This window comes from Shinella agrisoli (assembly GCF_046557955.1).
Taxonomy (GTDB): Bacteria; Pseudomonadota; Alphaproteobacteria; order Rhizobiales; family Rhizobiaceae; genus Shinella.
In genome coordinates this window covers 164,073-185,890 of sequence record NZ_JBJIEP010000008.1, presented here as the reverse complement: position 1 = coordinate 185,890, position 21,818 = coordinate 164,073, and the positions used below count along the sequence as shown (strand labels likewise).

Sequence of the window (21,818 nt, the reverse complement as noted above, 5' to 3'; positions counted from 1 at the left end):
GCGCTGCGCCACGAAGGAAGGACAAGTGGACAGGAAGCTGAACGACAGGATCATGTCGGCCGCGCTGCTTTCGGCCATCCGCAACCGCCGCGGCCACCGGCCGCCGGAAAACAATCGCCCGGGCGACACCGTGATCGCGTCCTACAACGTGCACAAATGCGTGGGCGTCGACAGGCGCTTCGACCCGGAGCGCACGGCGAGCGTGATTGCGGAGATCGACGCCGACATCATCGCCATCCAGGAGGCGGACAAGCGCTTCGGCGAGCGCTCGGGTCTCCTAGACCTCGACCTGCTGGAACGCGAATGCGGCCTCGTGCCGGTGCCGATCACCGCGCTGTCCTCCACCGGCCACGGCTGGCACGGCAACATGATCATGATCCGCAAGGGCGCCGTCGGCGGCGTGCGGCAGTTGAAGCTGCCGGGCGTCGAGCCGCGCGGTGCGCTGGTCGTGACGCTGGATCTGCCCGTCGGAAAGCTCCGGCTCGTCGCCGCCCATTTCGGCCTCCTGAAACGCTCGCGCGAGCAGCAGGCGATGGCGATCCTCGCCTCCGTGGCCGAGGAAGAGCAGATGCCGACCCTGCTCGTCGGTGACCTCAACGAATGGCGCGTCGGCCGCCGTTCCTCGCTCTCGCGTCTCCAGCCGACCTTCGATCCGGCCTCCGGCGCCGTGCCCAGCTTCCCGTCCCGCTTCCCGGTGCTGGCGCTCGACCGGGCGCTCGGCCATCCGCACGACCTCGTCACCTCCGTCGAGGTGCACGATACGCCGCTCGCCCGCGTCGCCTCCGATCATCTGCCGATCAAGGCGCATATCGACCTCAAGGTCGTTTGGGAGCGGTCGTTCGGCGCTACAGATAGGGTGAGCCAAGCCATGTGATTCGCTCGACGAGGCGTTGGGCGAAGGGCCGTGCCTTCAGGTCCTCGAGCCTGACTTCTTCCGCATCGGAAAGGGCGACGGCGATGCGGTTGGTGATGAGGTCGGCGAAGTCCGGATCCACCACCTCGATGTCCACCTCGAAATTCAGCCGAAGCGAGCGCGGATCGATGTTCGACGAGCCGATATAGGACCACGCGCTGTCGACGACCGTGAGCTTGGAATGGTTGAAGGCGCCGGATGCCCGCCAGATGCGGCAGCCGTATTTCAGGAGCTGGTCGAACTGCGCCGTCATGGCGAGGTCGACGAGCTTCAGGTTGTTGGAGGAGGGCACGACGATGTCGATCTCCACCCCGCGCCGCGCCGCCGTCACGATGGCGCTGATGAGCTCGCGATCGGGCAGGAAATAGGGCGACATGATGCGGATGTGCTTCTTGGCGACGGAGACGGCGCCCATCAGCATGCGGTGGTTGGTCTCCAGGCTCTTGTCCGGACCGGAAGGCACGACGCGGGCGAGCATGCCGCTCTCCGGCGCGTCCGGCGGCGGCGCGATCTGCCAGGCTTCGCCCGACAGGTCGTCGCCGCCGGAAAAGCGCCAGTCCTCGTAGGCGATGCGGAAGAGGTCGCTGACGACCGGGCCGGTGAGGCGGAAATGGGTGTCGAGCGCGGCCGCTTCGCCGGCGAACTCGGCGCAGAAGCCGGCGCGGATGTTGAGCCCGCCGGTGAAGGCGACGCTGCCGTCGACGATGAGGATCTTGCGGTGGGTGCGCAGGTTCGCATAGGGCAGGCGCAGGCCCATGACGATATTGCCGTTGAAGACATCCGTCGGCACGTTCGCCTGCTGCAGTTCCGAGACGATCGAGGGAATGGAATAGCGCGCGCCGACCGCATCGATCAGCACGCGCACCTCGACGCCGCGCGCCACTGCGGCCGACAGCGCCTCGACGAAGCGCTCGCCCGCCTTGTCGCGGTCGAAGATATAGGTTTCGAGCAGGATGGAGCGCTCCGCGGCGGCGATCGCCGCCAGCATCGCCGCATAGGCCTCGTCGCCGGTCGACAGCAGCGTGATGCGGTTGCCGGACGTGAGCTTGCAGCGCCCGACGGAATCGCCGAGCCGCTGCATGGCGGCGAGCGCCCCGCCATAGGTCACCTGCATGTGCTCGTTCGAGACGTCGTATTCCGCCATGTGGTGCCAGCCGGCGGCCAGCAGGCCCTCCCGGCTGAGGTTCAGCGTCTTGCGGCGGATGCGGTTCACGCCGCCGACGAAATAGATGACCGCGCCGACGACCGGCGACAGCACGATGACGCCCACCCAGCCGATCGCCGCCCGCACCTCTTCCTTCGTCATGGTCGCGTGGATGGCGGCCGGCACGCCGAGGGCGATCGACAGGGCGACGAGGATATGCGGCCAGTAGGTGGAGAACGTCTCAAACATGATGCGTGCGGATCATCCCAAGGCGGCGACCTCTTTGTCGCCTCTATATATTGCTTCGGATGATACGAATGCGAGGGGGACAATAGTCCCCCTTCCGAAGATTTTCTTGCAGGCAGGCTCAGTCCTCCAGCGTGCCCGGCCTGCGGTCCTTGCGCGTCGCCTCGTGGCAGGCGATCTTCATCAGGTCGTCGCCGCGCCGGGCATAGCGGGCGGAGCTGCGCGTGGCGACCAGCCCGTCATGGCCGGCCTTCACCGCGATCGCGCCGTCCGCCTCGCCCGGACAGGCGATGAGGGTCGCGAGAAGGTCGCCCGCCTTCACCTGCTCGCCGATGTCGCGGTGGAAGAGCACGGTGCCGGGCTGCGGTGCGCGCACCATCTCGATATTGTCGAGCGGTACGGCAGGGCCGGCGAAGGATTTCGGCTCGTGGGCGGGATCGGCGACGACGCGGCGGCCGGCGAGGAAGCGCCACAGACCGTCCGCATCGCGCCTGGCCATGTCGGGATGGACGTCGCGCCGTCCGCGCAGCTCGACCGTCACCGAGAGGCGGCCCGGCACGGCTTTCAGCTTCTCTCCGCCCTGGTGCTTGAAGGCATGGCCGACGGCTTCCTCGAAGGCGGTGCTTTCGCCGTCCGACAGGAACACGGCCTGCATGTCGAGCGCCGCGGCAAGGTCGGCGGCCTCCGGCCAGAACGCCTCGTCGACATAGGCATATTGCAGGGACTCGTCGTCGCAATGCAGGTCGAGCACGAGGTCGGCGCCGAGCGCGGTGTGGAGGAGCGTTCGCTTCAGCCGGTCGGCGGCGTCGCGGCCATCGAGATCGTGGAGCAGCGTGTCGCGGTCGCCGAGCCCCACCAGCGGGAAGTCGCGGTTGAAATTGGTGCGCGAGCCGAGATCGAACCGGCCCTGCATCTCGCCGAAATGGAATTGCGCAAGGCCGATCGGGTTGGCCTGCGGAACCACGGTGATGTCGCCGCGGATCGCGCCGCCGGCCTCCGCCTTGCGCAGCCGTTCGAGAAGGAAATGGAGGAGCGCTACGCCCGGCAGCTCGTTGGCGTGGAGCGCCGCCTGGAGATAGGCGGACGGCGCCGCCGCATCGCTGCCCTTGAAGCGAAAGACCGGCACGCGCCATTCGATGCCCGCCGTATCCCCGCCGATGATGATCTCCGAACGCACCACGCCGTCTTCTCCTGAATCGTTGCACAGGGTTTATGCGGATTGCCGCGGACGGCGCAAGGCCCGCAGGAAACGGGTTGAAAGCGGGCGGGCGAAGCCCGATCTTGTGGCAAACGGGAAGAGGAGCCGATCATGGCCGGCAAGACCCACTACCTGATCTTCGAAACCGAGGGCGGCCCCTGCGGCATCGCCTGGACGACGGCGGGCGTCGTGCGCTTCCAGCTGCCGGGCGAGGACGCCGCAACCACGCGCCGCCTGCTCCTGCGCCACCTTCCGGACGCGGAGGCCGCCGAGCCGCCGCCGGCGGTCGCCAGGGCCGTCGATGCCGCGAAACGCTATTTCGCCGGCGAGGCGGCGGATTTTTCGGATGTCCCGCTCGACCTTGGCGGCCAGAGCGATTTCTTCCGCGCGGTCTACGAGGCCGCGCGCCGCGTGCACTGGGGCAGGACGACCACCTACGGCACGCTCGCCCGAGAGCTCGGCGCCGGGCCGGAAGCCGCGCGCGAGGTCGGCCAGGCCATGGCCAAGAACCCCGTCGCCCTCATCATCCCATGCCACCGCGTTCTCGCCGCCGGCGGCAAGGTCGGCGGCTTCTCCGCCCCTGGCGGCTCCTCGTCCAAGGTGCGGATGCTTGCCCTTGAAGGCATTTCCTTCGCGCCGCCGGAGCCGGCCCAGCAGTCGTTCGGGTTCTAGGGGAGCCTTACTCCCACTCGATCGTGCCCGGCGGCTTCGACGTCACGTCGTAGACGACGCGGTTGATGCCGCGGACCTCGTTGATGATGCGGGTGGCGGCGCGGCCGAGGAAGTTCATGTCGTAGTGGTAGAAATCGGCCGTCATGCCGTCGACGGAGGTGACGGCGCGAAGGGCGCAGACGAATTCGTAGGTGCGCCCGTCGCCCATGACACCGACGGTCTGGACGGGCAGCAGCACGGCGAAGGCCTGCCAGATCTTGTCGTAGAGGCCGGCCTTGCGGATCTCGTCGAGATAGATGGCGTCGGCCTCGCGCAGGATCTCCAGCTTCTCGCGGGAAATGCCGCCCGGGCAGCGGATGGCAAGGCCCGGCCCCGGGAAGGGATGGCGGCCGATGAAACTGTCCGGCAGGCCGAGTTCGCGGCCGAGCGCGCGCACCTCGTCCTTGAAGAGCTCGCGCAGCGGCTCCACGAGCTGCATGTTCATGCGCTCGGGCAAGCCGCCGACATTGTGGTGCGACTTGATGGTGACCGAGGGGCCGCCGGTGAAGGAGACGCTCTCGATGACGTCCGGATAGAGCGTGCCCTGGGCGAGGAAATCCGCGCCGCCGAGCTTCCTCGCCTCGTCCTCGAACACCTCGATGAACAGGCGGCCGATGATCTTGCGCTTGGTCTCCGGGTCGGAAACGCCCTCCAGCTCGCCGATGAAGCGGTCGGAGGCGTCGACATGGATGAGGTGCAGGTTGTAGTGCTCGCGGAACATGGCGACGACGTCCGCCGCCTCGTTCTTGCGCATCAGGCCGTGGTCGACGAGGATGCAGGTGAGCTGCGCGCCGACCGCCTCGTGGATGAGGAGGGCCGCAACCGACGAATCGACGCCGCCCGAAAGGGCGCAGATGACGCGCTTGTCGTCGACCTGCTCGCGGATGGCTTCCACGGCGCGGGCGCGGTAGGCCGACATCGACCAGTCGCCCTTGATGCCGGCGATCTTGTGCACGAAGTTGGAGAGCAGCTTCGCGCCGTCCGGCGTGTGCACCACTTCCGGATGGAACATGGTGGTGTAATAGCGCTTCGCCTCGTTGACGCAGATGGCGAAGGGGGCATTCTCCGAGGTGCCGATGATCTCGAAGCCCTCGGGCGCGACGGTGACGCGGTCGCCGTGGCTCATCCAGACCGGATACTTTTTGCCGACCTCCCAGAAGCCTTCGAAGAGCGGGCTTTCCTTCAGGATCTCGACGTCCGCGCGGCCGAACTCGCGGGCGTGGCCCCCTTCGACTTTGCCGCCGAGCTGGGTGGCGAGCGTCTGCTGGCCGTAGCAGATGGCGAGGATGGGCAGGCCGGAATCGAAGGCGATCTGCGGTGCGCGGGGGCTGCCCTGGTCGAGGACCGAAGCGGGACCGCCGGAGAAGATGATCGCCTTCGGCTGCATGCGATGGAAGGCGTCTTCCGCCGACTGGAAGGGTATGATCTCGCAATAGACGCCTGCTTCGCGCACGCGCCGCCCGATGAGCTGGGTCACCTGGCTGCCGAAATCGATGATGAGGACGCTGTCGGGATGGGCTGTCTGGGTCATGGCGAGCCTTTAATGAATATCCTTTCGCCGCGCAACGGGGGAACGCCGGATTTTCAGCCCTTGAAGACGAGCGTCCCGTCGGCGAGCGCCGCTTCCAGCCGGTCGACCGCAGCGGCGAGCTTTTCGTCGATCACGTGCAGGTATTCCGTCCAGTCGCCAATATGGCTGAGCTCCGCCTTGCCGTCGGAAATGCCGCGAAGGCCGACGAGCCGGACGCCGAAGGCCTGGCAGGCGCGGAGCGCCGCATAGGTCTCCATTTCCACCATGTCCGCATCTATACTTGCATAGGCGGAGCCCGAGACGACGTCGGCGCCGGTCGAAAGCCGGGCCTCCGGAATGCCGGGGATGCGGACCGGAAGCGGCACTTCCGCCGGAAGGTCGAGGAAGGGCGTCGCCCCTTTCGTGAAGCCGAGCGGCGAGGCGTCCATGTCGCGATAGGACACGGTGGCCGCCTGGTAGATGCCGGTCTGCTCGAGGCTCGCCGAGCCGGCCGAGCCGAGCGAGACGACGAAGTCCGGCAGCCAGCCCTCGGCCTCCAGGTGGCAAAGGGCAAGCGTGAGCTGCACGGCGGCCTCGACCGGCCCGACGCCGGTCATGAAGGGCGTGATGCGGGCCTTCAGGTGCGGCCCGTATTCGGCGTCGACGGCCATGACGTAGAGGATGCGGTGCGCGCCGACGGCCTTGAGGGTCACGCTCATTCGGCGATGTCCTCGCGGCCGCGCACGACCATCATCGTTCCCGTCATGGAGGCGATCAGCTTTGCCGGGCCGTCCGAGACGGCATAGCCGCGCCCGTCGGCGACGATGATGTTGCTGCCCGGCTTGGTGACCTCGCCGCGGAAGAGGAAACGCTCGCCGCGCCCCGGCGACATGAGGTTGACCTTGAACTCGATGGTGAGGATCGAGGCATCCGCGCCGATGACGGAATAGGCGGCATAGCCGCAGGCGGCGTCGAGCGCGGCGGAGATGACGCCGGCATGCAGGAAGCCGTGCTGTTGCGTCAGCTTGGCGTCGAAGGGCAGCTCGATCTCGACCGTGCCGTGCGAGACCCGGGTGAGCTCGGCGCCGATCAGCCGCATGGCCGCCTGCCGGTTAAAACTCTTGGCGATGCGGTCGGCGAAATCGGCTGGCGGAAAATCGGTCATGGGTAGCGCACATGTCTGCCGGCACGCCGGCGTGGAAAGCGGAGATGGCCGACGTTTGCACGACCCATGCTGCACTGCAAGCGTCTTTAGTTCAGGACGAGGATCGCCGCGTTGAGCGCCGTCGCGAAGGCGACCCAGGCGAGATAGGGCAGGAACAGGAACGCAGCCGTGCGGTCCTGCCGCCACGAGGCGATGATGAAGCCGATGACGCAGACGAAGAGGCCGAGGATGATGATCATCGCCGAGGTCGGATCGCGAAGGCCGAAGAAGGCGGGCGACCAGGCGAAGTTGAAGACGAGCTGGGCGAACCAGAGCCGCATCGCCATCGAGCGGCGAAGCGAGAGCCAGGTGCGGGCGCCGGCCACGCCGATGAGGATGTAAAGGATGCTCCAGACCGGCGCGAAGACCCAGTTCGGCGGGTTGAATGCGGGCTTCGCCAGCGACTGGTACCACTCGTCCGGCATGTTGCCGGCGCCGATCAATAGGCCGCCGCCGAGAACGAGGATGATGAAGGCGAGATAGACGAGGGGCTTGTTGCTCATGCCTTGGAGGTAGTGCGCCCCGCGCGCCCGTCCAGGGGAGGCATCAACGGTGCGGCGCCAGGCCGGCGATATGCTGGTCCCAGGCGACATCCTCGCGGCGTCCGGCGAAACGGCCGTCATAGGAGGAGACGGCAAAGCCCTGCCGCGCGGCGGCGATGCCCGCGGCGTCGGACACGGCCTCGTCGCGCAGGACGCGGCCCGTCCCGGCGTCCAGCACCACGAAGCGCCCGCTGTTCGGCGAGGTAAGGCCGACGAGGCCCTCGCGCCGGTTGACGGCGATGGCGCCCACATAGTTGGCAAGGCCGATCGTGGTTTCCTCGGGCAGGGGAACGAAGGTCAGGCCTTCGCCCCTGCCGAAATGGCCGACGAGCGGCGGCAGGTCGTTGCGCGGCCCCTCGTACTGGCAGGCGAACCAGATGCGGCCTCGTGCGTCGAGGTCGATATGGCGGGTGGAGAGCCGGCGCAGCTTCTCCGGCAGGGCATGACGTTCGACCAAAGCGCCGGTCGCCGCGTCGATGAGGGCGAGCGAGGGCTCCATGCGGTCGAGGTTGAGCTTGGTGCGGCCGAAGTCCGGATGGGTTTCGATGCCGCCGTTGGCCGCGATCAGCAGCCTTCCGTCGTCGCTGACGGAGAGGTCGTGCGTGCCGATGCCGTAGGTCGGATATTCGCCGATGCGGCGGTAGCCGTCGCGGGCGTCGTAGAGGCCGATCACGCCGCGGCCCGCATCGAAGTGGTTCTCGCTTGCATAGAGCAGCTTTCCGTCCGGCGAGAAGCAGCCATGGCCGAAGAAGTGCCGGTCCTCGGCGGCGGCGATGGTCACGGGCTCCGCCCTGCCGCTTCGGTCGATCGCCAGCGCGAAGGTGCCGGGGCGCCGCGCGAAGGCGACGAGGTGGCCGGTGGCGGGCGAGAAGGCCATGCCGTGGCTGCGGGCGGGCAGCGCCGTGCGGTCGATCACCGTTCCGTCTTCCGCGAGCACCGCGATGCCGAAATTGCCGTCGCGGTCCATGTAGCCGGAGGCGAAGACGGCGTCGGTGCGGGAGAGAGCGAAGGCCTGGCGGGCGCCGAGCGTCGCGACGAAGGCCGCGCCCGCCATGCGCAGGAAGGCGCGCCGCTCGACGGCCGCGCTGCGGATGCCCGCCGCCCGCATCAGTCGCCGTCCGCGAAGGAGAAGCCGGCGCCGAGCCCGATGGCGCCGCCGTATTCCGTGTTGAGGCGCACGATCAGGTCACGGGAATTGACGAGCAGGAAGGCGATCTTCTGCTGCTCCCCGGGCGTCGAGACGGCCTTCTCGATGTCGGGGTCGACGGTCGGCGCGACGCGGCGGAGCGACTTCAGCACGAAGTCGATGTTGCCGGCGATCGAGCGGAAGCCCGGATCGATGAGGTCCGCCATGCCGGACTTGTCGAACAGCGTTTGCAGGCCTTCGATATTGGCGCCGATCGACGTCCAGGTATTGCCGGACCGCCAGAAGACGGCGGACTTCGGCCGTGCCGTGCCGCCGTTGCGGTAGAAGGTCTCGATACGCTGGTCGCGCACCGCCTCCGCGCCGTGCACGAGGATGCCGAGAAGGGCGGTGACCGCCTCCTTGCCGGTGCGGAAGACGGGGTTCTCGGGGCCGGGATGCTTCCAGTGCCGCTGCACGCCCTCCGGCGCCTCCCAGGCCGCGACGAGCTGGCCCGCCGTCGCGCCGATATGCGCGGCGACGGCCGCGCCATAGCGGCAGCGGAACGTGCCCGGCGCCTGCATCAGCCTTTCGGCGCCGGTGCCGTAGAGCACGAATTCGAGCGCGCCGAAGCCCTGGACGGCGACGCTCTTGCCCGCCATGGCCGCGGCATCCGTATCCGCCTCGTCCTCTTTCCGCAGTAGCGCCTGCACCTGCTTGAGGCCGGTGCTCTTGCGGTCCGGGTAGAAGAGGATGCGCTCGAAGCGGTTGTCCTCGAGCACGGGGCCGATGCGCACGATCTCGATGCGGCCCCAGTCGGCGACCGCCTGCCGGAAGGCGTCGTCGACGGCCTTGCGCGACGTTTCGGAAGGCGCCTTGCAGAAGGCGGTGGTGGCCTCGGCGAGTGCACCCGCGGAGGCCTCGAAGGCGCGGTAGCCGGGGCGGATGACCTCGTCGACGGCGCGCGTCATGACGCCAGCCACGCTCTCGTTGGTCAGGTCCGGCGGCACGGGCGTTCCGCCTTCCTGTGCCAGGGCCGGCGGGGTGGCGGACAACATCAGGCCTGCAAGAAGCGAGGTGAAACGAAGGTAAGGCGGGCGCCGGGTCATCACAGGCTCTCCAGGAAGGTCAGAAGGGCGTCGCGGTCACGTTTTTCCAGCGCGGCGAAGCGGTCGCGCGCAGCCTGCCCCTCGCCGCCGTGCCAAAGGATGGCCTCGGTGAGGTTGCGCGCGCGCCCGTCATGCAGGAAGAACGTATGGCCGTTGACGGTTTTAGTAAGGCCGATGCCCCAGAGCGGCGGGGTGCGCCACTCCCGGCCGCTCGCGGCCCCGACCTGCTGCCCGTCGCCGAGGCCCTCGCCCATGTCGTGCAGCAGGAAATCGGAATAGGGCCAGATGAGCTGGAAGGCATGGGCCTTGTTGCCGGCATCGCGCCGGGTCACGAATTTCGGTCGGTGGCAGGAAACGCAGCCGGTCTCGTAGAAGACGCGCTTGCCGGCCAGCGTCTCGGGGAAACTCGCCTTGCGCCGGGCCGGAACGGCGAGGTTCTCCGCATAGAAGGTCACGAGGTCCATGACCGGCGGCGGCGCTTCCGCCTCGCCGAGCCGGGCCTGCACGCCGTCCGGGCGTTCGAGGCAGGCGGCCTGCGCCTGCGTGCAGTCGCCCTGGTGCAGGGGCATTTCCGGCGTCGATATGCCGATGTCGAACGCGAAGGCTTCGGCGCTCTGCTGGCGTACGGTGGCGGACTGCGCCTTCCAGCCGAACCGGCCGAGCGTCTGCCTGCCGGTCTTCGGATCGATGGCGACGGCGGCCTTGCCGCTGATGCCGTCGCCGTCCGCGTCGTCCGGATCCGCGAGCGCCAGGATGTCCCTCTCGTGGATCGCCTCGACAAGGCCGAGGCCGAGCATCGGCTGGGTGATGCGCGGCGAGAGCGTGGTCGTCGGGTCGAGGTCGCCGTAGGCGAGGTCCGCGACGGAATAGGCCGGCCGGCGCAGCATGACGACCTCGCCGCCGGCAAGCGTCACGGGCTCTTCCGCGTAGTCGATCACGATGCGGCCTTCCGCCTTGAGGCCGGGGATCGCGAGGTCCTGGAGCTGGCGGCCGTAGACCGGGTCCGGCAGGCTCATCTCGCGTAAGCTTTCCAGCGCCGCCTCTTCCTCCTTGGTCCTTGCCGCGCGCGCGAGGCGCAGGAACATCGATGTCGCATCCGCCGCGCCTTCCGGCGGATGGCCGCGGCCGTCCCTGATATGGCAGGTCTGGCAGGAGCGGGCGTTGTAGAGCGGCCCGAGCCCGTCGGAGGCCTGCGTGGAGGAGGGCGACGACACCCAGAGCTTCTGGAAGAGCGCGTTGCCGAGCTTGAAGGTCTCTTCCTCGGCGAAGGTGATGTTCTCCGAAAAGTGGGAGAAGCTGTCCTTGTTGATGGAGGCGAGCGAGGTCGCCGCGCCGCCGGACATGGCCTCGTATTGCTCGGCCTTGGAAAAGTCCGTCGCCAGCGCCGTCACGGCTTCGACGCGCTTGCGGTCCTTCTGCGAAAGGTCGCCACGCCCGCCGCCGGCGGAATGGGCATCGGCCAGAACGGAAACGCCCGCCGCGACGGTGAACGCGGCGCAAACCGCGAGCAGGCGACGGGCGGGGCGTTCGGTCATTGTCGAAATCGGGCCGCCGCCCGGCCGGGAGGCGGCCCGCCTTCTATCATTGGAAGACGGCGTTAGGATTATCCAGGCTGTCGGAGCCTTCAAGTTCGATCTTGCCGAGGTCGAGCGACGCGATGACGCGTTCGATCGTCTTGGTCTGGTCGATCAGGCTGTCGACGGCGGCCTGCACCACCTTGTTGCCCTCGTCGTTGCCCTCGCCGATCATCTGGTCGTAGGCCTCGCCGCCTTCGGCGCGGTCGACCAGCGCCTTGAAGGCGGCATGGCTGGCATCGAGCTTCGCTTTCATCTCGGTATCGAGCGCCGCATCCTTCTCCGCAACCAGTTCGGAGAGCGACGGGCCGGTGAGCTTCGAGCCGTCCGGGCGGGTATATTCGCCCGTATAGACGGTCTGGATGCCGACGACGTCGTAGTAGTGCGAGTTGTGCGTGTTGTCGGAGAAGCAATCGTGCTCCTCTTCCGGATCGTGCAGCAGCAGGCCAAGCTTCATGCGCTCGCCGGCAAGCTCGCCGTAGGAGAGCGAGCCCATGCCCGTCAGCATGGCGGTGATGCCGGCCTTCGGATCGGCAGTCACGGTCTTGGTGGCGTCGCCGTCCGGCGACCAGGCCTTCACCATCTCTTCCAGATCGGTGACGAGCAGCGAGGAGGCGGCCTTCAGGTAGGCGGCGCGGCGGTCGCAATTGCCGTTGGTGCAGTTGGCCGTGTCGTAGTCGCTCGCCGGGCGGTTGCCGGCGCCCTTGCCGGTGCCGTTCAGGTCCTGGCCCCACAGCAGGAACTCGATGGCATGGTAGCCGGTGGCGACGTTCGCCTCGACCTCGCCGGCCTCGTGCAGCTCCTGCAGCACTTCCGGCGTGATCGTGGTGGCGTCGATCGTCTTGCCGGCGATCTCGACCTTCGGATTGGCAATGATATTGGCGACGAAGAGGGCGTTCTCGTCGCTTTCCGTGCCGTAGCCCGCGTCGACATAGTCGATCAGGCCTTCGTCGAGCGGCCAGGCGTTCACCTTGCCCTCCCAGTCGTCGACGATCGGATTGCCGAAGCGGTAGGCTTCCGTCTGCTGGTAGGGGATGCGGGACTTCAGCCACGCCTCGCGCGCCGCCGTCAACGTTTCGTCGCTCGGCTTGGCGATGAGGGCGTCGATCGCCGCGTCGAGCGCCTTGGCGGCTTCGAGCGAGTCGGAGAACTTGGCGTGCGCGATCTCGGCGTAGTGCTTGACGATCGCGGCCGGATCGGCTGCCGCGTGGGCGGAGCCGATGGCAAGGCTTGACGCCGCGGCAGCAAGCGCAAAGGCGGCCGCGCGAAGGAAGGAAGTGGTCATGACGTCTCCTGGTGTCCTGTTCGATGTGTCCCCCGACACCGGACGGCGCGGCTTGCCTTGATCAGCGGCCGTCGCCCGGATGGTCCGGCTTCCCGCCGGTCCCGGGTTTATTCAGGCGTTACTGTCATGGACCAAATAAAAACTGGTGTCAAAGTGTATAGTTTAGAACGATTTCAAGCTGTTCTGCACTTTTTGACAGAGCGCAACAGACTCACGCCTTGCGGCCCATCGCGCAGAAGAAGAAACCGTCCGTGTCGGTCGAGGCCGGCGTCAACGTCACGGTCTTTCCGTCCTTCGAGCGGGGCTGCGGCCCGTCGCTGCCGAAGAGGTTCCGCCAGGTGTCGGCGGCCGGCAGAATCTCGAATTCCGGATTGGCCGCGCAGAAGCCGTGGACCTGCGCCTCGTTCTCCTGCGGCAGGATCGAACAGGTGACGTAAAGCAGCAAGCCGCCCGGCCGCACGAAGGCACTCGCATTGGCAAGGGCTTCCTGCTGCTGGGCGAGGCGTTCTTCAAGGTTCTTTTCGGTAAGGCGCCATTTGGTGTCCGGCCGGCGGCGCCAGGTGCCGGTGCCCGTGCAGGGCGCATCGACCAGCACGCGGTCGAAACGGGCCGCAAGCGGCGAGAGGCTGGACATGTCCTCGTGGACCTGGACGTTGCGGGTGCCGGCGCGCTTCAGCCGCTCGATGATCGGGGCGAGGCGCTTGCGGTCGGTGTCGTAGGCGTGCACCTGGCCCTTGTTGTTCATCGCGGCCGCCATGGCGAGCGTCTTGCCGCCGCCGCCGGCGCAGAAGTCGAGCACCTGCTCGCCCTCCTGCGCGAAGACGAGGTCGGCGACGATCTGCGAACCTTCGTCCTGCACCTCGAACCAGCCCTTCTGGAAGGCGAGGTCGGCGGTGACGTTCGGCAGGCGGGACGGGCCCTCGCCGGCCGGGATGCGGATGCCGTGGCGGGCGATGGCGGCGGCGGCGGCGCCGTTGCGCTCGAGCGCCTTCAGAACCTTGTCGCGGCCTGCCTTCAGCGTGTTGGCGCGCAGGTCCAGCGTCGGCCGGCCGGCGAGCGCCTTGGCCTCGGCGAGCCAGTCGTCGGAAAAGTTGGCCTCGAAGGCGGGCTGCACCCACTCCGGGATATCGCCCTGCACATGCGGCGCGGCCTCGTCGAGGTTGCGGGCGCGCAAGGCCGCGAGCTTTTCGCCAGAGAGCGGCTCCGGGGCGAAACGGTCGCCTTCGAACTCGACGGCGAGCGCCTCGGGCGAAAGGCCCCACTGGCGCAGGAGGACGGCATGGCCGAGGGCGGCGGGGCTGTCGTCGTCCATCAGGTAGGCGTGCGACAGTTTCATGCGCAGCGCGTCGTAGACGATGTTGCCGATGGCGGCGCGGTCGCCGGAGCCGGCGAACCGGTGGGACAGGCCCCAGTCCTTGAGCGCATCGGCGACGGGGCGCCGCCGCGTCTCGATATCCGTCAGAACGTCGATGGCTCCCGAGAGCCGCCCACCCAATCGCATCCGTTTACTCCGTTTTGCGTCGTGGTAGCGGCGGAACGCGCGAAGGGCAAGCCGGGAGCCGCAGATTCGCGGCCGCCGTCAGCCGATGATCTGGTAGCAGATCTTGGCGTGGCCCGAGCGGATCATGCCGATGTTTGCGGCTGCCGCCTTGGAAAGATCCAGCACCCGGCCGCGGATGAAGGGGCCGCGATCGTTGATGCGCACCACGACGCTCTTGCCGTTCCTCGCGTTGGTGACCTTGACCTTGGTGCCGAAGCGCAGGCTCCGGTGGGCGGCCGTCATCAGGTTGGGGTTCATGCGCTCGCCCGAGGCGGTGCGCGACGTCAGCGAATACCAGGAAGCGCGGCCGCATCCTGCGGCTTGAGCATCGGAGAATGTAACGAAGGAGGAAGAGGCGGCGAGGAGAGAAGCGAGAGCGAGGCTGGAGAGCTTTGTCAGCATGTATCGGATGACCCTTGGGCGAGTTGTGGAAGTCCCCTGTGATGGTCGCCCTATGAAGAAGCAAAAATGGCGAAAACGTGCCTCAACCGGCCGCAATTGCTGCCAGATTGCCTCCGGATATACAGTCCATCGCCAGCGATGGATTCTTAATCTTCGTTAAGGTGGCAGGAAAAGTTCTTCCGAATCAGTCGCTAAACTGTCTCGACTTCAAAGCTGGAATGGCTGTGCGGCAATCGCGCAAATTTTCGGAAAAAACTTTCAATATTAGCGCTTTCTGCGCATGAATTCGGCGGCAAAAATGAGGCAGGTAAATTTCAGGTTGTATAAAACCGCAAAAGCCCTCCCTCCCGACTCCGCCCCATTAGCCCCGCCATCGCCCGGACAAGAAGAGCTCGGCGAGCGACTGGCGGTAGTTCGGGAAGCGGAATCGGAAGCCCGCAGCCTTCAGTTTCGCGTTCGAGACGCGTTTGTTCTCTCCGTAGAAAGACCGTGCCATGGGAGAAAGTTCCGCCGTCTCGAAAGGAATGTCGGGCGGGATCGGCCGGCCCAGCAGGCGCGCGGCCTCGGCGACGACATCCTGCGGCGGGCCGGGCTCGTCGTCGGTGATGTTCCACACGCCGCCGAGATGTCTTTCCGCAAGGAAGAGCGCCGCGCGGCCGATGTCCTCGACGCGGATGCGGTTGAACACCTGGTCCTTCTTGATGAGCCGGCGGGCGGTGCCCTCTTCCATGTTGCGCAGCGCGTTGCGTCCCGGCCCGTAGATGCCCGCAAGGCGCAGCACGGCGACCGGCAGTCCGGACGCCCTGCCGAAGCCGAGCCAGCGGTTCTCCGCCTCGACCCGCTCGACGGAGCGGGCGGAGACGGGGTTCAGCGCCGTCTCCTCGTCCACCCAGCTGCCCTTGTGGTCGCCGTAGACGCCGACCGTGGAAAGGTAGCCGGCCCATTCCAGCTCGGGCAACAGCGTGGAGAGCGCGGGCGTGCCCGCGCGGAAGAGCGGATCGCCGTCCTTGCCGGGGGCGATCGACTGCACGGCATGGGTGGCGCGCTTCATGTCGGCGGCAAGGGCCTCGGAAATCGCGCCGCCGTCGTAGAGGATGGGTTCGATGCCGCATTCGCGAAGGCTTTCCGCCTTCTCGGCCGAGCGCGTCGTGCCCGAGACGGAAAAGCCGGCCGCCCTGAAGGTTTCGCCGATGGCCTTGCCGGAAAAGCCGGCGCCGAGGATCAAAAGGTGCTTCATCGACAGTCTGCCTTCGCTCTTTCATACTCCGCGCGCACGTCTTCGTCCGCGTCTTCGGCCCTTCCTGCCGCAAATCGGCGGAATTCGGAAGCCGCCATCAGGCGGGAGAGCGCCCAGGCGGCCATGCCGCGCACCACGGGCGCGGCATCGTCGGCAAGGCGGACGCATTGGTCTATCAGGCTGCGGTCGCCGGAATTGCCGGCGGCGATCAGCACGTTGCGCACGAAGCGGTCGCGGCCGATGCGCTTGACGGGCGAGCCGGAAAAGTGGGCGCGGAAGCCGGCGTCGTCGAGCGTCAAAAGGTCGGCGATCCTCGGCGCCTTCAGCTCTTCGCGGGCGACGAGCTTCATTTCGGCGGCCGCGGCGGCGAACTTGTTCCAGGGGCAGGCGGCGAGGCAATCGTCGCAGCCGTAGATGCGGTTGCCGATCTTCGTGCGCAATTGCGGATCGATCGTGCCCTTGTGCTCGATGGTGAGATAGGAGATGCAGCGCCGCGCATCGAGCCTGTAGGGCGCGGGAAAGGCATCCGTCGGGCAGGCGTCGAGGCAGGCCCGGCACGAGCCGCAATGGTCGCGCTCCGGCGCGTCGCGGAGGAGATCGGCGGTGGTGAAGAGGCTGCCGAGGAAGAGCCAGGAGCCGTGCGTGCGGCTGACGAGGTTGGTGTGCTTGCCCTGCCAGCCGAGGCCGGCGGCCGCGGCAAGCGGCTTTTCCATCACCGGCGCCGTGTCGACGAAGACTTTCACGTCCGCCCCGCCGCGCGCGGCAAAGCGCGTCGCCACCTCCTTGAGCCTGCCCTTGATGATGTCGTGATAGTCGCGGTTCTGCGCATAGACGGAGATCGCCGCCCGGTCCGGCATGGCGAGCACGGCGCGCGGATCGTGCTCAGGCCCGTAGTTCATGCCGAACAGGATGACGGAGCGCACCTCGCTCCACAGCACGCGCGGATCGGCGCGGCGCGCCTCGGTCTCGGCCATCCAGTCCATCGTGCCGTGGTATCCGGCGGCGAGGAAATCGGCGAGCCGGGCGGGCGCTTGCGGGATCGAGTCGGGCCCGGTGATGCGACAGAGGTCGAACCCCTTGTCCGCTGCCTCCGCCTTGACGAAATCGGTCAGGCGGCGCCGGATCTTCTCCTCGCCCGACACGGCATCGTCCTCAGAAGTCCAGGTCCGCGTAGTGCGAGACCGGGGTGACGCCGCGCACGCGCTCGGCGAGCAGCGGGCGGAAGGAGGGGCGGGATTTCAGCCGCTGGTACCATTCCTTGGCCTGCGGCGCGTCCGCCCAGCTGATCTCGCCCATGTAGTCGAGCACGGAAATGGAGGCCGCGGCGGCGAGATCGGCATAGCTGAGGCGATCGCCGGCAAGGTAGGTGCGCGAACCGGCGAGCCAGGAGAGGTATTTCATGTGCTGGCGGATGTTGGCGCGGGAATTGCGCAGGATCTTGCTGTCCGGTGGTCCGCCGCCCTGGTCCGGCGTCATCTGCAGCTTGAAGATGCGCTCGCGCACCAGCGGACGCGTGACGTCCTGCTCCATCTTCTGCAGGAACCATTCGGTGAGGCGGCGGATCTCGGCGCGCTGGAACGGATCCTCCGCGAGCAGCCGGCGATCGCGCTTCAGGACGCCGTGGGTCTCGTCGAGATATTCCGAGATCACGCTGGCGCCACAGAGCGCCCGCATGCTGTCGTCGACATAGACGGGCAGCGTGCCGGCCGGGTTGAGCGCGAGAAAATCGCGCCGGTTCTCCCAGGGCTGTTCCTCGGCAAGCTCCGTCTGGAAGCCGTATTCGGCCAGGATGAGGCGGACAAAGCGGGAGGCCGAGGACATCGGGTGGTGATAGAGTGTGGGCATGAACGCAGCTTTTACTCGTCTTGCGGAAGGGTTTGCGCCGGGCCGGCCGCCTCATGCGGACCTGATTTGGCCACGGCTGATTTGACGAACCTATAGAAATTTGGTGGTACAAACACAAGCGAATCGGGCTTTTTGCCGTACGCCCGCTTCCGCATCGCGCATTTCCTTCCCCTGTCCCAAGGAACTTTCATGGCAGACCAATCCATTGTCAGCGCCCTCATTCTCGGTCTCATCGAGGGCCTGACCGAATTCATTCCCGTGTCCTCCACCGCCCATATCCTGCTCGCCGGGCATTTCCTCGGCTTCAAGTCGCCGGGCAACACCTTCGCCGTGCTGATCCAGCTCGGCGCGATTCTCGCGATCCTCTCCGTCTATGCGGCAAAGCTCCTGCATATCGCCTTCGCGCTGCCCTCCAGCCCTGAAGCGCGGCGCTTCGTCGCCAGCATCCTCGTCGCCTTCCTGCCGGCGGCCGTCATCGGCGCGCTGGCGCACGATTTCATCAAGACGGTGCTCTTCGAGACGCCGATGCTGATCTGCATCGTGCTGATCGTCGGCGGGGTCATCCTCTACGTGATCGACCGCCTGCCGCTCACGCCCCGCTATACGGACGCGATGACGTATCCGCCGTCGCTCGCCTTCAAGATCGGCCTCTGCCAGTGCCTGGCGATGATTCCCGGCACGTCGCGCTCGGGCGCGACGATCGCCGGCGCCCTGCTGATGGGCACGGACAAGCGGTCCGCCGCGGAGTTCTCGTTCTTCCTCGCCATGCCGACCATGGTCGGCGCCTTCACGCTCGATCTCTACAAGAACCGCGACGCGCTCTCGTCCGACGATCTTCTCGTCATCGGCGTCGGTTTCGCCGCTGCCTTCGTGGCGGGTCTCTTCGTCGTGCGCTCGCTGCTCGACTTCGTGTCGCGCCGCGGCTTCACACCCTTCGCCATCTGGCGGATCGTCGTCGGAACGCTGGGCCTGATCGGCCTCATGGTCTTCGGCTGAAGGGCGCGCTTCGGCCGGTCGGCTCAGGCCGGCCGGAGCCTATCTTGCCGCTGCCGTGGTGCAGGGATCGATGCCGTAGGCCGGCGAGCAGCCGTGCTTGCTGGCGGAGACCGTCGACGGCGCGGCAAAGGACCCGGCCACGATGACCAGAGCCGAAAATCCGAAGAAGATTGCAATTGCCTTGCCCATATGCGCCGGAAGCCTCTCAACGTGCTGAAATGCGCCGCTCTCTGCCTTTCATGCATCACGCGGCGGGGGCGGTGTTTATTCGCTGGTCCGGTCACAATCAATATCGGGACATGCTGAATCCCGCGTAAACGCCTCAACGCTTTTTTTAACCGCTGCATAAGTGCAACAGCGCGTCCAAGGCGCCTTCAGGAAAAGGGCCGGCCGCCGCGGGATTGCCCCCGCGGCGGCCGGTTCCGGATGGGAGAAGGGCGCCTCAGACCGTGCGGTCGATACGCGTGAACTGGCCCTGCTGGCGATAGTGCACGAGGTAGCTCGGCAGGATCGCCTCGGCGAGCACCGGCTCGATGCCGATCCCTTCGAGCGTGCGGCCTTCGTTGCGCGCGGCTTGCGAGACGACATTGTCCGAGCGCAGCAGCGCCACCTGGTCGGCCGTCAGCGGCGGCGTGATGAAGGGTACGAGCGAGGCGATGGAGCCGATCAGCGAGGCGATGCCGAAGGGCAGGGTGACGAACGGCCGCTTGCGGTCGACCACGCGCAGCATCAATTCGAGACACTGGCGGAAGGTCAGCACTTCCGGGCCGCCGAGCTCGTAGATGCGGCCGCGTTCGATGGTGCCGTCCACCGAGCGGGCGACGGCTTCCGCGACGTCGGAGACATAGACCGGCTGAAACTTCGTGTGGCCGCCGCCGATGAGCGGCAGGGCAGGGGCCAGGCGCGACATGTCGGCGAACTTGTTGAAGAAGCCGTCCTCCGGGCCGAAGACGATGGAAGGGCGCAGGATGACCGCGTCCGGAACCGTCTTCATGACGGCGGCTTCGCCGCGGGCCTTGGTGCGGGCATAGGAGGAGGCGGACTTTTCGTCGGCGCCGATCGCCGAGATGTGGGTGAGCTTGGCGCCGACGGCACGGGCGGCCTCGGCGACGGCGCGGGCGCCGAAATCCTGCACGGCATCGAAATTGTTGCGGCCGCTCTCGAAGAGGATGCCGACGCAGTTGACGACGTGGTCGGCGCCCTCGACGGCACGGTCGACGGACTGGCGGTAGCGCAGGTTCGCCTGGACGAAGGAGATCTGGCCGACGCCGCCGATCGGCTGGAGGAAGCCGGCGAGATCCGGGCGGCGGACGGCGACGCGGATGCGATAGCCGCGCCGCGCGAGCGCGCGCACCACATGACGCCCGACGAAGCCCGAGCCGCCGAAGACGGTGACGAGCGGCGGAAGGTTGGACAAGGTCATGAGGCTGCTCCTGAAGAACATGATGGGTAGGTGAGGCCTACATAGCCCAAACGACCGGCAAGGTGAAGCGCGGCGAAGCGTCCCTCATGCCGGTCTTGCAAGGGCTTGCGGCTTGCGGTTCAGAGGCCTTCGACGACCACCATCTCCGCGTCGGCCACTTCGTGGCGGATGGCGGCGGCGATCTGGTATTCCGGCGAGTTGTAGCATTCGACGGCGGCGGCAAGCGAAGGGAACTCGATGATCACGTTGCGGGCACGCACGCGGCCTTCCAGCCGCTCGTAGGCGCCGCCCCGGGCGATGAACTTCGCGCCGTACTTCTCGAAGGCCGGCTTGGCGGCGGCGACGTAGTCCTTGTAGCGCTCGGGGTCGCGTATGTCGACCTGTGCGATCCAGTAGCCCTTGGGCATGTTTCTCTCCCTTTTCTGTCAGCGTTGCCGTGGATACCCCTTCACGTCTGCCGCACCTTCTCCCCCAACGGGGGAAGGGAACGGAGGACCGGACGAAGGGAACCCGAAAGGGACGTTATTTCACGCCGCCAGCACGCCGTCCATCTCGGCGAGGATCGCCCTGGCCGCGGCCAGCGGGTCGTCGGCCTTGACGATCGGGCGGGCGACGACGAGGTGGCTGGAGCCGGCCTTCAGCGCATCGGCCGGCGTCATCACGCGCTTCTGATCCCCGGGTTCCGCGCCGGCGGGGCGGATGCCGGGCGTGACGATCGCCATGTCGGGGCCGACGATCTTGCGTACCGCCCTGGATTCTTCGGCCGAGCAGACGACGCCGCCCATGCCGGCGATGCGCGCCTGTTCGGCGCGGCGCAGGACGAGCGTATGCGGGTCGTATTCGTAGCCGGCGTCGATGACGTCCTTGGCGTCCATGGAGGTCAGCACGGTCACGCCAAGCAGACGGAGGTCGGAGCCCTTCGCGGCGGCGACGGCGGCGGCCATGGCCTTCGGATAGGCGTGCAGGGTCAGCATCGACATGCCCATCTTGACGATGTTCTCGACGCCCTTCGCCACCGTGTTGTCGATGTCGAGCAGCTTCATGTCGAGGAAGACCTTCTTGCCGTCCCTGGCAAGGTCGCGGGCGAATTCCAGGCCGCCGGCAAAGACGAGCTGGTAGCCGATCTTGTAGAAGAGTGCGGTATCGCCCAGCGTCCGGACCACTTTTTCCGCCTCCGCGACGGACGGTACATCGAGGCCAACGATCAGGCGGTCGCGCGCGGGCATGGTCAAATCCCCTTCCAAGATTCCATCGGCGTCCAGTCGCATGTCACGGTGCGGTCCGCAAGGCGGAACGCGAAAAGATTGCCGCCGCCGGCCGGCTGGTCGCCGTCCCGCCGGATCGGCGTACCCTTGAGATGGCATTTCAGCAGCGTGCCGACGCCGCCATGGCCGACGAAGGCGATGGGAACCGCCGGGTCATGCCCGGCAAGCACGCGCTCGACTGCCGCAACGATGCGCGCCTGCGCATCCGCCGCGCGCTCCCAGCCGCGGAAGCTCGTTTCCGGACGGGCGAAGAATTCGTCGGCCGCCGCCTCGAAGGCGTCGGGCGGCAGGAATCCGGTCGCGGAACGGTCGTTCTCGCCCATGTCGGGGTCGGTTTCGACGGGAAGGCGGCCGGCGGAAAGGATGTCCGCCGTCTCGGTCGCCTTGCGCTCGGTGCTGGCGACGAAGCGCCCGATCCGCCGTGCCCAGCCGGACCCCGCGGCGATCCGCGCCCGCGCCCGGCCGCGCTCGGAAAGGGACCATTCAGGCACAGGCACGGCGGGGTCGATCGCGACCTGCGGGTGGGTGATGTAGAGGGCGAACACCGCTGC

The 21,818-nt window shown here is 67.4% G+C and carries 22 protein-coding genes; 3 read left to right on the top strand and 19 right to left on the bottom strand.

Annotated elements, in window-relative coordinates:
* Positions 1-52 precede the first annotated feature (52 nt).
* Entirely contained in the window at positions 53-874 is an 822-nt protein-coding gene (locus tag ACIIOY_RS11050; RefSeq protein WP_411034760.1) for an endonuclease/exonuclease/phosphatase family protein, read from the top strand.
* Here the strand turns inward: ACIIOY_RS11050 and ACIIOY_RS11045 are convergent.
* Both ACIIOY_RS11045 and ACIIOY_RS11040 read right to left on the bottom strand, forming a co-directional pair.
* The gene (locus ACIIOY_RS11045) at positions 846-2,306 is read right to left on the bottom strand and encodes a phospholipase D-like domain-containing protein (protein WP_411034708.1); all 1,461 of its coding nucleotides are present in this window, start codon (positions 2,304-2,306) and stop codon (positions 846-848) included. The two genes, ACIIOY_RS11050 and ACIIOY_RS11045, sit on opposite strands and share 29 nt — an antisense overlap.
* A gap of 118 nt (positions 2,307-2,424) precedes the next feature.
* Entirely contained in the window at positions 2,425-3,483 is a 1,059-nt protein-coding gene (locus tag ACIIOY_RS11040) for a M14 family metallopeptidase (RefSeq protein ID WP_411034707.1), read from the bottom strand.
* 129 nt (positions 3,484-3,612) lie between these two features.
* On the opposite strand from ACIIOY_RS11040, the gene ACIIOY_RS11035 reads away from it, so the two are divergent.
* Positions 3,613-4,173: a methylated-DNA--[protein]-cysteine S-methyltransferase gene (locus tag ACIIOY_RS11035; protein ID WP_411034706.1), complete on the top strand. Its 561-nt coding sequence runs from the start codon at positions 3,613-3,615 to the stop codon at positions 4,171-4,173.
* Positions 4,174-4,180: 7 nt separating this feature from the next.
* Here the strand turns inward: ACIIOY_RS11035 and guaA are convergent, their stop codons facing one another.
* From guaA to ACIIOY_RS10970, 13 genes are all read right to left on the bottom strand, one after another.
* A complete protein-coding gene (gene guaA / locus ACIIOY_RS11030; protein WP_411034705.1) occupies positions 4,181-5,743 on the bottom strand; it encodes a glutamine-hydrolyzing GMP synthase in 1,563 nt (520 codons plus the stop codon).
* 53 nt (positions 5,744-5,796) lie between these two features.
* Positions 5,797-6,441, bottom strand: a complete 645-nt coding sequence (locus tag ACIIOY_RS11025; protein WP_411034704.1) for a 5'-methylthioadenosine/S-adenosylhomocysteine nucleosidase — start codon at positions 6,439-6,441, stop codon at positions 5,797-5,799.
* A complete protein-coding gene (locus ACIIOY_RS11020; protein WP_411034703.1) occupies positions 6,438-6,887 on the bottom strand; it encodes a PaaI family thioesterase in 450 nt (149 codons plus the stop codon). The genes ACIIOY_RS11025 and ACIIOY_RS11020 overlap by 4 nt, the downstream gene beginning before the upstream one ends.
* Before the next feature lie 86 nt (positions 6,888-6,973).
* Entirely contained in the window at positions 6,974-7,429 is a 456-nt protein-coding gene (locus tag ACIIOY_RS11015; protein ID WP_411034702.1) for a TspO/MBR family protein, read from the bottom strand.
* Between the two features lie 43 nt (positions 7,430-7,472).
* On the bottom strand, positions 7,473-8,576 hold the full coding sequence (locus tag ACIIOY_RS11010; protein ID WP_411034701.1) for a DUF1513 domain-containing protein: 1,104 nt from the start codon (positions 8,574-8,576) through the stop codon (positions 7,473-7,475).
* Complete coding sequence (locus ACIIOY_RS11005; RefSeq protein ID WP_411034700.1) at positions 8,576-9,700, bottom strand: imelysin family protein; 1,125 nt, start codon at positions 9,698-9,700, stop codon at positions 8,576-8,578. The genes ACIIOY_RS11010 and ACIIOY_RS11005 overlap by 1 nt, the downstream gene beginning before the upstream one ends.
* Positions 9,700-11,235, bottom strand: coding sequence for a di-heme oxidoreductase family protein (locus ACIIOY_RS11000; RefSeq protein ID WP_411034699.1), 1,536 nt, complete (start codon positions 11,233-11,235; stop codon positions 9,700-9,702). Before ACIIOY_RS11000 ends, ACIIOY_RS11005 begins: the two co-directional genes overlap by 1 nt.
* Positions 11,236-11,281: 46 nt before the next feature.
* On the bottom strand, positions 11,282-12,559 hold the full coding sequence (locus ACIIOY_RS10995) for an imelysin family protein (RefSeq protein ID WP_411034698.1): 1,278 nt from the start codon (positions 12,557-12,559) through the stop codon (positions 11,282-11,284).
* A 211-nt stretch (positions 12,560-12,770) separates the two neighbouring features.
* Complete coding sequence (locus ACIIOY_RS10990; RefSeq protein ID WP_411034697.1) at positions 12,771-14,060, bottom strand: RsmB/NOP family class I SAM-dependent RNA methyltransferase; 1,290 nt, start codon at positions 14,058-14,060, stop codon at positions 12,771-12,773.
* A gap of 78 nt (positions 14,061-14,138) precedes the next feature.
* Positions 14,139-14,501 carry a septal ring lytic transglycosylase RlpA family protein gene (locus ACIIOY_RS10985; RefSeq protein ID WP_411034696.1) on the bottom strand — a complete coding sequence of 121 codons (363 nt, stop codon included), beginning with the start codon at positions 14,499-14,501 and terminating at the stop codon, positions 14,139-14,141.
* A 361-nt stretch (positions 14,502-14,862) separates the two neighbouring features.
* On the bottom strand, positions 14,863-15,738 hold the full coding sequence (locus ACIIOY_RS10980; RefSeq protein WP_411034695.1) for an SDR family oxidoreductase: 876 nt from the start codon (positions 15,736-15,738) through the stop codon (positions 14,863-14,865).
* Positions 15,735-16,880: a tRNA epoxyqueuosine(34) reductase QueG gene (gene queG / locus ACIIOY_RS10975; RefSeq protein ID WP_411034694.1), complete on the bottom strand. Its 1,146-nt coding sequence runs from the start codon at positions 16,878-16,880 to the stop codon at positions 15,735-15,737. The genes ACIIOY_RS10980 and queG overlap by 4 nt, the downstream gene beginning before the upstream one ends.
* A 10-nt stretch (positions 16,881-16,890) precedes the next feature.
* On the bottom strand, positions 16,891-17,583 hold the full coding sequence (locus ACIIOY_RS10970; protein WP_411034693.1) for a glutathione S-transferase family protein: 693 nt from the start codon (positions 17,581-17,583) through the stop codon (positions 16,891-16,893).
* A 189-nt stretch (positions 17,584-17,772) separates the two neighbouring features.
* Between ACIIOY_RS10970 and ACIIOY_RS10965 the strand changes: the two genes are divergently transcribed.
* Positions 17,773-18,579 (top strand): undecaprenyl-diphosphate phosphatase, encoded by an 807-nt coding sequence (locus ACIIOY_RS10965; RefSeq protein WP_411034692.1) that lies wholly within the window; start codon positions 17,773-17,775, stop codon positions 18,577-18,579.
* 442 nt (positions 18,580-19,021) lie between these two features.
* On the opposite strand, the gene ACIIOY_RS10960 is transcribed toward ACIIOY_RS10965, so the two are convergent.
* The 4 genes from ACIIOY_RS10960 to ACIIOY_RS10945 form a co-directional block, all read right to left on the bottom strand.
* On the bottom strand, positions 19,022-20,002 hold the full coding sequence (locus ACIIOY_RS10960; protein ID WP_411034691.1) for a complex I NDUFA9 subunit family protein: 981 nt from the start codon (positions 20,000-20,002) through the stop codon (positions 19,022-19,024).
* A gap of 119 nt (positions 20,003-20,121) precedes the next feature.
* Positions 20,122-20,409, bottom strand: a complete 288-nt coding sequence (locus ACIIOY_RS10955) for a DUF1330 domain-containing protein (protein WP_411034690.1) — start codon at positions 20,407-20,409, stop codon at positions 20,122-20,124.
* A 120-nt stretch (positions 20,410-20,529) separates the two neighbouring features.
* Positions 20,530-21,228 carry an orotidine-5'-phosphate decarboxylase gene (gene pyrF / locus ACIIOY_RS10950; protein ID WP_411034689.1) on the bottom strand — a complete coding sequence of 233 codons (699 nt, stop codon included), beginning with the start codon at positions 21,226-21,228 and terminating at the stop codon, positions 20,530-20,532.
* 2 nt (positions 21,229-21,230) lie between these two features.
* Positions 21,231-21,812 (bottom strand): histidine phosphatase family protein, encoded by a 582-nt coding sequence (locus ACIIOY_RS10945; RefSeq protein WP_411034688.1) that lies wholly within the window; start codon positions 21,810-21,812, stop codon positions 21,231-21,233.
* Between the last annotated feature and the right edge of the window lie 6 nt (positions 21,813-21,818).